General features: G+C 68.3%; 12 protein-coding genes. 5 read left to right on the forward strand and 7 right to left on the reverse strand.

Annotated elements, in window-relative coordinates; translation table 11 throughout:
* The first annotated feature begins 81 nt into the window (after positions 1-81).
* Positions 82-585, forward strand: a complete 504-nt coding sequence (locus DWQ67_RS09625) for a hypothetical protein (RefSeq protein WP_121485378.1) — start codon at positions 82-84, stop codon at positions 583-585.
* Here DWQ67_RS09625 and DWQ67_RS09630 read toward each other — a convergent pair.
* The 6 genes from DWQ67_RS09630 to DWQ67_RS09655 form a co-directional block, all read right to left on the reverse strand.
* Positions 582-1,340 carry an iron ABC transporter ATP-binding protein gene (locus DWQ67_RS09630; protein ID WP_121485379.1) on the reverse strand — a complete coding sequence of 253 codons (759 nt, stop codon included), beginning with the start codon at positions 1,338-1,340 and terminating at the stop codon, positions 582-584. The two genes, DWQ67_RS09625 and DWQ67_RS09630, sit on opposite strands and share 4 nt — an antisense overlap.
* The gene (locus DWQ67_RS09635) at positions 1,337-2,362 is read right to left on the reverse strand and encodes an iron chelate uptake ABC transporter family permease subunit (protein WP_121485380.1); all 1,026 of its coding nucleotides are present in this window, start codon (positions 2,360-2,362) and stop codon (positions 1,337-1,339) included. Before DWQ67_RS09635 ends, DWQ67_RS09630 begins: the two co-directional genes overlap by 4 nt.
* A complete protein-coding gene (locus tag DWQ67_RS09640) occupies positions 2,355-3,395 on the reverse strand; it encodes an ABC transporter permease (RefSeq protein WP_121485381.1) in 1,041 nt (346 codons plus the stop codon). The genes DWQ67_RS09635 and DWQ67_RS09640 overlap by 8 nt, the downstream gene beginning before the upstream one ends.
* 57 nt (positions 3,396-3,452) lie before the next feature.
* Positions 3,453-4,403, reverse strand: coding sequence for a siderophore ABC transporter substrate-binding protein (locus DWQ67_RS09645; RefSeq protein ID WP_121485382.1), 951 nt, complete (start codon positions 4,401-4,403; stop codon positions 3,453-3,455).
* A gap of 1,014 nt (positions 4,404-5,417) precedes the next feature.
* Positions 5,418-6,206, reverse strand: coding sequence for an SDR family NAD(P)-dependent oxidoreductase (locus DWQ67_RS09650; RefSeq protein ID WP_121485383.1), 789 nt, complete (start codon positions 6,204-6,206; stop codon positions 5,418-5,420).
* 49 nt (positions 6,207-6,255) lie between these two features.
* Complete coding sequence (locus DWQ67_RS09655; protein ID WP_121485384.1) at positions 6,256-7,074, reverse strand: MBL fold metallo-hydrolase; 819 nt, start codon at positions 7,072-7,074, stop codon at positions 6,256-6,258.
* Positions 7,075-7,224: 150 nt separating this feature from the next.
* Here DWQ67_RS09655 and DWQ67_RS09660 point away from each other — a divergent pair, with 150 nt between their 5' ends.
* Complete coding sequence (locus DWQ67_RS09660; RefSeq protein ID WP_121485385.1) at positions 7,225-7,893, forward strand: copper resistance CopC family protein; 669 nt, start codon at positions 7,225-7,227, stop codon at positions 7,891-7,893.
* A gap of 37 nt (positions 7,894-7,930) precedes the next feature.
* On the opposite strand, the gene DWQ67_RS09665 is transcribed toward DWQ67_RS09660, so the two are convergent.
* A complete protein-coding gene (locus tag DWQ67_RS09665) occupies positions 7,931-8,491 on the reverse strand; it encodes a MarR family winged helix-turn-helix transcriptional regulator (protein ID WP_121485386.1) in 561 nt (186 codons plus the stop codon).
* 138 nt (positions 8,492-8,629) lie between these two features.
* On the opposite strand from DWQ67_RS09665, the gene DWQ67_RS09670 reads away from it, so the two are divergent.
* The 3 genes from DWQ67_RS09670 (at position 8,630) to DWQ67_RS09680 (ending at position 12,140) form a co-directional block, all read left to right on the forward strand.
* The gene (locus tag DWQ67_RS09670; RefSeq protein WP_121485387.1) at positions 8,630-10,492 is read left to right on the forward strand and encodes an ABC transporter ATP-binding protein; all 1,863 of its coding nucleotides are present in this window, start codon (positions 8,630-8,632) and stop codon (positions 10,490-10,492) included.
* Positions 10,493-10,622: 130 nt separating this feature from the next.
* Positions 10,623-11,297: a hypothetical protein gene (locus DWQ67_RS09675; RefSeq protein WP_121485388.1), complete on the forward strand. Its 675-nt coding sequence runs from the start codon at positions 10,623-10,625 to the stop codon at positions 11,295-11,297.
* 273 nt (positions 11,298-11,570) lie between these two features.
* Positions 11,571-12,140, forward strand: a complete 570-nt coding sequence (locus DWQ67_RS09680; RefSeq protein WP_121485389.1) for a copper chaperone PCu(A)C — start codon at positions 11,571-11,573, stop codon at positions 12,138-12,140.
* Positions 12,141-12,150: the final 10 nt, after the last annotated feature.

Below are 12,150 nucleotides of genomic sequence, written 5' to 3' on the forward strand. Positions count from 1 at the left end.
GTCAGATGCATGACAACGAGCACCGGCACCTCATGACAGCCGTCAGGGGTGCCGGTGCTCGTTGCGGAGCAGGCTTGAAGCATGAACATGGATCAGCTTCTTAACGGTGTTGTAGCCCTGGCCGCACTGGCCTGGATCCTGGGCAAGCAGATGCGCCCCGGCCCGGTGCGCGAGCGCTCGCTGATGCCCTTCCTCTTCCTTGCCGCCGGCCTGGTGCAGGTGCTGCGCCTGGCCCTGAAGACGCCGCTTCCGCTGAGCGACGTCGCGGTGCTGGCAGGCTCGCTCGCCGTGGGCTGCGCGCTGGGCGTGGCCCGCGCGTACAGCATGCGGCTCTGGGAGCACGACGGCGCGGCGTGGCGGCAGGGCGGTTGGCTCAACGCCACGCTCTGGCTGGTTTCCCTTGGCCTGCACCTGGGGAGCGACCTTCTGCTCCACACCCCCGACCTTGGCCAGGTCTCGCTCCTGGCCCACCTTGGCGCCGTGGTGCTGGTGCAACGCGAGGTCTTGCTGCTTCGCGCCAGGACTGCGGGACTGACGCCCGCGCCGCGGGAGGCACGCCAGCGGCGTCGGGCACAGCAAGGCTAGGAGAAGTACACGCCGATCCGCTTGCCCGCCACCTCGTGAATGGGGATCTCCAGGTCGTAGATCTGGCTGAGCACCTCGGTGCGCATGATCTGATCCGGGGAGCCCTGGGCGGTGAGTGCGCCCTGGCGCATGGCCAGGATGGTGTCTGAGTAGCTGGAGGCAAAGTTGATGTCGTGCAGCACCACCACCACGGTCTTGCCCGCCTCATCCGCCAGCCCGCGCATCAGCCGCATCATCTCCACCGAGTGCTTCATGTCCAGGTTGTTCAGCGGCTCATCCAGCAGGATGTAGTCGGTGTCCTGGGCCAACACCATGGCGATGAACGCGCGCTGGCGCTGGCCACCAGAGAGCTCGTCCAGGTAGCGATCCGCCAGCTCCGTGAGGTCAAGGTGGGCCAGGGCCGCCTCCACATGCACGCGATCCTCGCTGGTGGGGCGCCCGCCGGTGTGAGGAAAGCGCCCAAAGGTCACCAGATCGCGCACCCGCAGGCGCAGGGAGACCTGATTCTCCTGGCGCAGGATCGAGAGGGTGCGGGCCAGCGTCTTGGAGGGGGTGCCGGCCACGTCCAGGCCCCCCACGCTCACGGACCCGCCGTCCATGGGCAGCAGGCGGGAGATGAGGCCAAGGAGGGTGGACTTGCCCGCGCCGTTGGGGCCAATGATGCTGGTCAGCCCGCCCGCCGGGATGGTGGTCGTGACGGAATCCACCACCGTGGTCTCGCCGTACGTCTTGGTGACGGCATTCAACTCGATCACTTCAGGGCACCCCTCAACAGCAGAATCAGGAACACGATGCCGCCCACAAACTCGACAACAACGGACAGGGTGGTCGAGTTTCCAGCGAACTGCTCCACCACAAATTGGCCGGCCACGAGGGTGAGCACACCCAGGAGGGATGCCACCACAATCAGCTGGCCGTGGTCCGCGCCGGCGGCCATGCGGTAGGCCAGCGAGACCACCAACAGGCCAAAGAACGTCACCGGCCCCACCAGCGCGGTGCTGGTGGCGACCAGGAGCGAACAGACCACCAGGACGGTGGTGACCACGCGCCGGTGATCCACGCCAAGGCCCACCGCGGTATCGCGGCCAAGCGCCATCACATCCAGCGTGTGACGCATGCGCCAGATCACCACCACGCAGGCCGCCACCACCACGGCGCCCAGGCCAAGCAGCGGCGGGTCAACGCGGTTGAAGGAGGCAAAAAACAGGTCCTGCAGCATGGTGAACTCGCTGGGATCCATGAGCTTTTGCATCAGCCCGGCCATGCCCCGAAAGAGCGTGCCAAGCACAATGCCCACCAGCAACAACAAGTGCAGCGAACCGGCCCGGCCGGTGAACATGGCCCGGTAGAGCAGCAGGGAGAAGCCGACCATCAGGACCAGCTCCACGCCAAACCGCGCGGTATCCGGGGCCGTGGTCCAGGCCACCGCACCAAAGGCAAACACCATCACGGTCTGCAGCAAGGTGTACAGGGCATCCATGCCCATGATGGACGGCGTCAGAATGCGGTTCGCCGTCACCGTCTGGAACGCCAGGGTGGAGACGGCCACCGCCACGGCGCACAGGATCATGGCGCCAACGCGCGTGCCGCGCAGGCGCAGCGCAAAGGAAATGTTGCCCAGCAGGTCCCAACTCAGGAACAGGACAATCGAGGCCACGGCGAGAATCGCCAGCCCCCAGATCAACAAGGTGAGGCGGGAAGCGGAGCCAAGCACGCGGCGTCGGGCAGGGGACTGTGCTGGTGCCTTGGCAGCCGGGGTGAGCGCGGTCTTAGCCACGGTTGGCTCCTCTGCGACGGATCAGCATGACCAGGAAGATCGCGGCGCCGACCACGGACATGATCATGCCCACCGGAATCTCATACGGCATGCGGATGAGGCGGCCAAGCATGTCGCACGCCAGGACCATCGCGGCGCCGAACAGCGCCGTCCAGGGGACCGAGCGGCGCAGGTGATCGCCGACCATGAGCGAGACCAGATTTGGGACCACCAGGCCAAGGAACGGGAGCGCGCCGACCGTGGTGACGGTGACCGCGGAGATCAGGGCCACGATGCTCATGCCGAGCCGGACCGTGGCGCGGTGGTTCAGGCCAAGGTTGGTGGTGAAGTCCTCGCCCAGGCCGGCCACCGTGAAGCGGTCGGCGGCGAAGTAACCAAGGATCATGACGGCGGCGACGATCCAGAGCAGCTCGTAGCGGCCCTTCAGGATCCCGGAGAGGTCGCCGATCATCCAGGCGTTGAGGGTCTGGAGCAGGTCAAAGCGGTAGGCAAAGAAGGTGGTGGCCGCGCCGATCACGCCGCCGAGCATGATGCCCACGAGCGGGACCATCAGCGTGTCCCGGGTGGGCAGGCGGTTGATCACCGCGAGGAACAGGGCCGTGCCCGCCAGCGCAAAGAGGGTGGCCACGCCCATCTTGGCCAGGACGGGGGCCGCGGGCACCAGCATGGTCATGACCAGGATGCCGAGCGTGGCGGATTCGGTGGTGCCCACCATGCCGGGGTCAACAAACTTGTTGCGGGCTAGCTGCTGCATGATCAGGCCGGCCACGGCCACGGCGGCGCCGGCAAGGATCGCGGCGAGGGTGCGGGGCAGGCGGGAGACCAGCAGGATTTCCCACGCCGCCGGGTCGCCAGCTAGCAAACGCTCCGGCTGCACGTCGGAGACGCCCACAAAGAGGGAGACGAAGCCCAGGAGGAGGACGGCCAGAGCACCGCCGATCAGGGCCGCGGACGGGAGGGCGGAACGCCGAGGGCCCGCGGCCGCCTTGGTAGGCGTGGCCGCGGGCTCTCTGACGGGGACCGGAGTGGTCACTGTTCTGTGTTCCGAGTTCTTGCTTGTGAGACCAGGAATCTGAGCGCTTGGGGGCGCTTAGAGGCCCTTCGCGACCTCGTCCACCATGGCCGGCACCGAGCGCAGGCCGTAGCCGACCAGGTACCAGGTGTTGGAATCCAGGTCGATGATCTTCTTGTTCTTCGCTGCATTGCTCTGGTTGACCAGCTCGTTATCCAGCACGGAATCGGCGGACTTGCCAGAGGTCTCGCCGATGGCGGAGTCGCGGTCAATCACGTAGAGGATGTCCGGGTTCTTGTCGCGGATGTACTCGAAGGAGATGGACTCACCGTGCGAGCCCTCGGACTTCACGTCCGCTGCGGTCTTCACACCAAGGATGTCGTGCACCAGGCCAAAGCGGGAGCCGGCGCCGTAGGCGGTGAGCTTGCCGCCGGAGACCATGGTGATCAGGGCCTTGGAGGAGGAGGCCTCTGCCTTGGCCTTGGTCTCGGAGATCTTGGCTTCCACCGCCTTGATCTGGGTGTCCACCTCATCCGACTTGTCAAAGATCTGGCCCAGGGTGCGGGCGTTCTTCTCGAAGGACTCCAGCGGCTTCTTGTTATCCACCGACAGGTCGATGGTCGTGGCCACCGAGCTCAGGTCCTTGTAAGCACTGGCCGTGCGGCCGGAGATGATGATGAGGTCCGGCTTTTCCGCTGCGACCTTCTCCAGATCCGGCTCCTTCATGCCGCCGATCTTGGTGTACTTCGCGTCCGAGTACTTGGAGAGGGAGGACGGGAACTGCGCGTCCGGAACGCCCTGGGCCTCCACGCCCATGGCCTCGAGGGTGTCCAGCGCGGCCAGGTCATAGGTGAAGACCTTCTTGGGGTTCTTCACGACCTGGGCGGTGCCCTGGGTGTGCTCGACGCTCACCTTTTCGGCGGAGGCATCGGAGCTGGCTGCCTGGGATCCGCCGCCGCACGCGGTGACGACCAGCAGGGAGGCGGCGGCGCCGAGGGCGCCGAGGGTGGTTCGCAGTGAACGCTTCATCGTGTTCTCTTCGTTTGGGGGACGCGGAAGTCTGGCGTGATTAAGCGACCAACCGGTGCCTTAATCACAACTACCTAGGTTAGGCACTCCTTCAGGTTGAAGCAAAACGGTGTGAAGTCGATCTCATGAGCGGGTTGCGTGGTGGTTGCGTGGTGGTTGCGCGGTGGGTGCGGGGGGCTGCTCGGCGAGGGGGTTTGGCGGTGGGGTTGGCGGTGAGTGTGATGCTCGCGAACGGGTCGAGATATCCCACAGAAGGATCTTTCCTAACAGTGTATGGACTCGCGGCGAGGCGAAAGGTAACATCGTTATCGGCAGGGTGGTGGGGCTTCCAAAGACTTCGGTTTTTGGGGCCCCACACTTCCTTCTAGAGGGGGGTTGCCGGCAGCGTCGTGCTTGGGGGCCGACGCCAGGCCGGGCCCCGGCCGGAGCGTGGTGAGCGCGGGGGAGCCGCTCGGGCGAGCCGCTCAGGCGAGGCGCCGTGGCCGCGCGGGTGAAGCGGGCTTATCGGGGGGAAGCGGGCTTGAACCCTGCTTGGCGTCGATAAGGGTGCTTGGGCACGGAGCCCGCCGTCGATCGCCGCCGTGGCCGCGCGGGTGAAGCGGGCTTATCGCGGGGAAGCGGGCTTGAAGGGTGCTTGGCGTCGATAGGGGTGCTTGGGTGGGTCGGGTCGCGTGGGGTTTTCGCGGTGGTGCCCGACGGCGCACGGTCAGGTCCGCGGGGTCGGTCGCGGCGGCGTCGTGCGTGGGACGTGGATCCGTGGGGGAGGCTGCGCGGGGGAAGCGGGCTTATCGCGGGGAAGCGGGCTTGAAGGGTGCTTGGCGTCGATAAGGGTGCTTGGGCGCGGAGCCCGCCGACGATCGCCGCCGTGGCCGCGCGGGTGAAGCGGGCTTATCGCGGGGAAGCGGGCTTGAAGGGTGCTTGGCGTCGATAAGGGTGCTTCGCCGAGCCCGAGCCCGAGCCCGTACTCAAGCCCTCCGCCACGCCCGCCGCGCCCGAACCCACCCGCGCTCGCCCTTACGAGCGGCGGACGATGCGTTCCACGAGGCGGTCGGGCAGGACCGTGCTCGCCACCCGCGCGGCCTTGTAGCGCAGCGACGGGATGCTCACGCCACGGCCGGCGGCGGAGTCGGCCAGTCCCTGGCGCACCACGTCCTCCGCCTTGAGCCACGCGAACGCGGGGAAGCCCTTCACGTCCTGGCCCATGCGCTCGTGGAATTCGGTGCGCGTGAAGCCGGGGCAGAGTGCGGTGACGGCCAGGTCGGTCTCGGCGTAGTGCAGTGAGGCCCACTCGGAGAAGTTGACCATGGCCAGCTTGGCCGCGGAATAGGTGCCGCGCGGGGTGAAGGCCGCCACGGAGGCCACGTTGATGATGCGCCCGCCGCCGCGACGCAACATGGCGGTCAGGGCGGCGTGGGCAAAGCGAAGCGGCACCTCGGTGTGGATGCGCCAGTGATCGCGCTCGGTGGCCCAATCGTTCTGAGCAAAGCTCTTGCCCAGCCCGTAGCCGGCGTTGTTGACGAGCAGCTCCACGGGATCCACATCGCTGGCGATGCGGGCCTCCACGGCGAGCTGCCCCTCCTCCGTGAGAAGGTCCGCCACGAGGGCCTCGGCGTGGATTGCGTAGCGCGACTCCAGCTGGTGGGCCACCTCCGCCAGGCGGTCCGCGTCCCGGGCCACCAGAATCAGGTGGCGCCCTTGTGCGGCCAGTTGCGCGGCAAATTCCGCGCCAATCCCGGCCGTTGCGCCCGTAACAAGGGCGGTGCGGTGCGGCGAATCGCGGACGTTGCTCTGGCTCTGCTCCATGCACCCGAGCCTACGGCCAGCGCCGCGCCGAATCCGGCCCGACACCACCTCAGGACCCTGGCAGTTCTCCACGTTCTGCGAGTAGGGCCAGCTGCGCGGACACGGTGTGCTCCGCCGCGGTGCGCACGGAGGCGTCCACGTCGGCGTACACCAGGTCCGTCACCGCGCCCACGTCCACCGCTTGGCCGCGCGCGCTCAGGTCCCACGCGGCGTCGAGCACCTGGCGCAAGCGCCCCAAACGGTGATCCATGTACGCCTGCGCCAACGCGCCGACCGGTCCCGGGAAGCCGCCGTGCGCCGGCAGCGTGGGCACCGGCCCCAGGGCGCGCAGGCGCTCCAGGCTGCCAAGGTAATCGCCAAGGCGCCCGTCCGGGTGGTCAATGATCGTGGTGCCGCGCCCCAGAATCGTGTCGCCGGTCAGCACCGCAAGCGCCTCGCCTGCGCGCTCCAGGACCAGGCTCACGGAGTCCGAGGTGTGCCCGGGGGTCGCCAGGACGCGCAGGTTCAGGCCGCCGCCCGACGCCGCGTGGTCAAGGGGGATCAGCTCGGCGTCAGTCAGCGGCGGGGCGCCAACACTGAACTCGGGGGAGAAGCCGCGAGAGGGTGCGCCGGTGAGTGCGCGCAGCCGCGCCAGCCCGCCGGTGTGATCGTGGTGGCGGTGCGTCACCAGGATGAGCCGCACCGGGCCCAGCGCCGCGAGCGCGCCCTGGTGCGCGGCGTCGTCATCCCCTGGGTCCACCACGACCGCACCCTGCGGGGTCGCGATCACGAAGGTCTGCGTGCCATCCAGGGTCATGGGGCCGGGATTGTCCTGGGCCAGGACGCTGATCTGGGGGACGGGCGTGGGGGCAAGCGCGGAAGACTCCATGGCCGCCAGTATGCCGCGCCCGGCCCGGGCAGTGCACCAGCCGCCCCTTCCGGCCAGCCAACGCACAGCCGCGCGTCGGTAGGATGGAGGCGGTGCCGCGCACGCCGTGCTGGCGCCCGATTTCGTCGTCCGGCCTAGGAGGCCCCTGCAGTGTCCACCACCCGCCGCACCCCCTTCCGCTCGCGCGCCCTGCTGGCCCTGGCCGGCGCGCTCGCCGTGCTCGCGGCCCCCCTCGCCATCGCCGCCCCCGCCCAGGCGCATGACCAGCTCATCAACCGCGACAGCAGCCCCAAGGCCGGCAGCATCATCGACGTGGCGCCGGGCAAGATCACGCTGGTCTTCTCCGCTGACCTCATGAATCTGGAGGGCAGCAAGGCCAACCAGATCGTGGTGACTGATCGCGACGGCAAGGAAGTCAGCACCGGAGAGACCTCCGTCAAGGGCGAGAAGATGTCCCGCGATCTGAGCCCTCTGCCCGCAGGCACGTATGACGTGCAGTGGGCCGCGACCTCCTCCGATGGTCACCCGATTGGCGACAACGGCGACTACGCCTTCACCGTCACCAAGGGCGAGAAGGGCAAGGCATCCAAGGGGGCCGGTTCGTCCTCCGCCAAGGCCTCCTCCGGCGCTGCCAAGGCGTCCCCGGACACCGCTGGCACGCCCAAATCCGGCGCCACGCAGACTCCGGCCGCCGCGCAGGCCGCGGATCAGTCCCCGACCAACACCATGATGTGGATCGTGGGCGGGTTCTTGGTCCTGGCCATCTTGCTTGGCGTGGTGTTGCAGCTGACGCGCCCCAAGAAGCGCCGCGAGGAGTAGGCAGCTCCCGTCCACCTCAGGCAGCGCCTGCTCCACCTCAGGCGGTGCCCGCCTGCCCTCCGGCGGGCGCCGGCCGGTCCGTGGCCGGGCCCGCCGCGGCCTGGCGAGGGTGGGCCTCCACGAGCAGGCTGAGCAAGCGCTTGAGCTCCGCGTGATCCTGGGCGCCGAGGGTGGCGAAGTACTCCGAACCGCGCTGGGCGCGCATCTGGCTCACGCGCCCCTCGATCTCGCGTCCGGCGTCCGTGGCTGTGAGGAGGACGGCGCGTTTGTCGCTGGGATCCGGCGTGCGGGTGATCCACCCCTCTGACTCCAGCTGGCCAATCACCTCGGCTGCGGAGCGCGCTGCGATACGCAGCTGTGAGGCGACGTCGCGCTGGCGCTGGGGGGCGCCGTCGTGCGCCACGATGGTGTGCAAGGCGCGCCACTGGTGCGGGGAAATCCCGAAGGGGGAGAGGTCCGCCATCCAGGAGCGGCGCAGGCCGTGAGAGACAAAGTGCACCAGGTCGGGGAGCTCCGGCTGGGCGCCGGGATCAGTGCCGGGATCAGTGCCGGGGTGGGCGTCTGTGGTGGCGGCGGGAAGAACTGGCACGTGCGTCATGTTCTTACTGTAGGCACGTGCCGCCCCGATCGGAAGATTGCGAGGTAACCTCTTTACATTGCATATTTGTGGAGGTAACCTCCTTATTGAGGTTGGCCACCATCGAGCCAACCCATCGCACAAAGAAGGAGGTTCCGGATGACCCACGGTCCCGTTCCTCACAACCCCGGACATGCCGGGGGCGGCCGCATGGGCGGCCCATCTCGTGTCAGCAAGGCTGACCAGTCCCAGCTCACACTGCACCCCGTGAGCCTGCGCCGCATCGGCCGGCTCTTCACCCCCTACAAGGGTCCCCTCCTCCTGGTGGTGCTGCTGATCACGGGCAGCTCGCTGGTGTCCCTCTTCCAACCGTTCCTGGTGCGCGGCGTGATTGACGACGCCCTGCCGCACGCGAACATCTCGCTCTTGGCCTGGCTGGTTGCCGCCATGATCGCCGTCGCCGCCATCACCGCCGTGATCGGCGTGTGGCAGACCTGGATTTCCACGCGAGTGGGCCAGGGCGTGATGCATGATCTGCGCACCAAACTCTTTGGCCACCTCCAAGCCCAGTCCCTCGGCTTCTTCACCAGGACCCACGGCGGTGAAGTGCAGTCCCGCATGACCAATGACATCAACGGCATGCAGAGCCTGGTCACCAACTCCGCCACCGCCGTGGCCGCCAACGTCACCACCGCCATCGGCACTGCCATCGCCATGATCGCGCTCTCCCCGTGGCTGGCCCTCATCTCCCTGATTGTGCTGCCACCCTCCGTTTGGGTGGCGCGCAAGGTGGCGCTGCTGCGCCGGGACATCACCCTGAAGCAGCAGGCGCACATGGCGACCCTGCAGAATTATGTGGATGAGGGACTCTCCGTCTCTGGCATTCGCCTGGCCAAGACGGTGGGCTCCACCGGACGCGATGCAGAGCGCTTCTCCGGGGCAAGCAAGGAGCTCGCCGACCTGGAAATGCAGTCCCAGTTGGCCGGGCGCTGGCGCATGGCCACCATGCAGATCGTGTTTGCCGCGATCCCCGCCGTGATCTACCTGGCCGCGGGCTTCCCTGTGGGCGGCGAGGGGCTCTCCATCGGCACCGTCGTGGCCTTCACCGCCCTGCAGTCAGGCCTCTTCCGCCCCGTCATGGGCCTCATGAGCGTGGGCGTGCAATGGGTCACCGCCATGGCCTTCTTCTCCCGCATCTTTGAATGGCTGGACCTGGTTCCGGAGATCAAGGAGCCGCAGCAGCCGGCCAGCATGGACCTGGCGACGGTGCGCGGCGAGGTGCGCTTTGAGCACGTGGACTTTGCCTATGACGGCCACGAGCGCAACGTGCTCACGGACGTTGACCTGACCATCCCCGCCGGCACCACCACCGCAATCGTGGGCCACACGGGATCCGGCAAATCCACGCTGGCCTCCCTTCTCCCGCGCCTGAACGACGTGAGCGCAGGCCGCGTCCTGATTGACGGCGTGGACGTGCGGGAGATGCGCTTTGCCGACCTGGCCGCCATCGTTGGGGTGGTCTCCCAGGAGACCTACCTGGTGCACGCCTCGGTGCGGCAGAACCTGCTGGTCGCGGCCCCTGACGCCGACGACGAGCAGCTCTGGGACGTGCTTGAGGCGGCCCGGATCGCTGACCTGGTGCGTGGCCTGCCGCAGGGCATGGACACCATGGTGGGCGCGCGCGGGCATCGCTTCTCTGGTGGGGAGCAGCAGCGCCTGGCCATCGCGCGGACCCTGCTGCGCAACCCCCGCGTCCTGGTCCTGGATGAGGCCACCAGCGCGCTGGATAACACCACGGAGGCGCAGGTGCAGGCGGCCCTGGACCACCTGGCCTCCACGCGCACCACGCTCACGATTGCGCACCGGCTCTCCACGGTGGAGGACGCGCAGCAGATCGTTGTGCTCGACGGCGGTCGCGTGCTTGAGCGCGGCACCGCACCTGAACTGCGGGAGCGCGGCGGTGCTTTTGCCGAGCTCTCAGCGCGGCAGCGCGAGGGTGCCGGCGAGGTGGACGCGCACTAGGCGCAGGCTGGGATGCCGTCCCGCGTTCGCCCGCACTTCTATCGACGGTAGAATTGCGGGCGAACGTGCGGTTGGCTGGAGCCGCCGCGCGCCCTGCGTCCCACGCTCAAGTACCCCGGAGGAGGCCCCGATGCAGAATCGCCTGCGTCCGCTTGGCCGTGCCTGGGGTGCCTCCGGGGTGGCCGTTGGCTTGGCCGCGCTCTCCCACTCTGTGGCTGGCGGGCACGCTCCAGAACCCTTGTTATTGGCTGTGGCGTGGGCCCTGGGCGCCGTGATGGCGCTGCCATTTACCTCACGCAGGGCCTCGCTTGTTCGGCTCGCCGGCCTGCTCCTCCCCGCCCAGCTCATTTACCACGTGGTCTTTGGCGGCATGCACGCCGGGGCGCACGGCGGCTCCGCGCACGCCGGGCCGCATGGGGGTAGCGGCGTGGTGCCCACGCTGGCGGACGTCACGGCGTCCGACGCTGCCACGCACCTGACCCACACCGCCTCCGCCGTAGCCGGTGAATTTCCCGCTGGCACCGCAGAGGCGGCGTCCGCCCAGCCGCTCATGCTGCTGGCCCACGTCCTCTCTGCCGTGCTCTCGGTGCTGGTCATCCGCCATGCCGAACGTGCCGTCGCCGCGGCCTGGGACTGGTGCCATCTGCGCCTGGTTGCCGGGGTGCGGTTGCCGCGGATCCCGGCCCCGCGGCGTCGGGCACAGCGTGCCAGGCCCTCGTGGGAGCTGCCGCGCCCGCACCTGCTTGGCCTGCCCTTGGCCGCGTTGCGGCACCGCGGCCCTCCCGCCGCGCTCGCGTACGCCTGAACCGCCGCGCTCGCGCACGCCTGAACCGCTGTGCCCGAGCGAAACTGCGAAACCTCCCGTCGCCAAAACACCCCTGCCCCGGAAATGGACCGCGGGTCCATTTCTTGTGGGGGCACCTTTCTGGCGCCGGACAGTTTCCGGCCCCACTGGACTACACACGTCCCCACACCACTGCCTGCCACAGCCGCGGCGCTCGCCTGAGCGCCCACCAGTGGCACGCGCCCGGAAGTCGGCACCATGCCTCCCGGGCCATATACCCCTGAAGGAAACATCATGAACAAGAAGATCTCCGCCCTTTCCCTCGCCGCGAGCCTTGCCCTGGTGGGCGGCGCGCTGACCGGCTGCGCCTCCGGGTCTGCCCCGGCAGACTCCTCTGGCCAGTCCGTCTCCACCACGGCGGCGGCCGCCGCCGAGCAGAACATGCCCGCCATCTCCGTCGCCGACGCCTGGGTCAAGGCCACCGAGAGCGATAACGACATGTCTGGCCTGTTCGGCAAGATCGAAAACAGCAGCGACCAGGAACGCACCATCGTCAAGGCCACCAGCGACTCCGCAGGCATGGTCCAGCTCCACACCACCGTTCCCACGCCCAACGGCGGCAGCGTCATGAAGGAGAAGGAGGGTGGCTTCCCGGTCCCGGCCGGCGGCTCCATCGCCTTTGAGCCCGGCGCCAATCACGTCATGCTCATGGACCTGAAGTCCACTCTCAAGGCGGGAGATATCGTCAAGGTCACCCTGACCATGGATGATGGCAGCACGTCCACCGTGGAGGCTCCGGTCAAGGCGTTCTCTGGCGCCAAGGAGAGCTACGCACCCACGGGTGACTCCTCCACGGATCACTGAGCGGGCCCCA

This window comes from Galactobacter caseinivorans (assembly GCF_003640665.1).
Taxonomy (GTDB): Bacteria; Actinomycetota; Actinomycetes; order Actinomycetales; family Micrococcaceae; genus Galactobacter; species Galactobacter caseinivorans.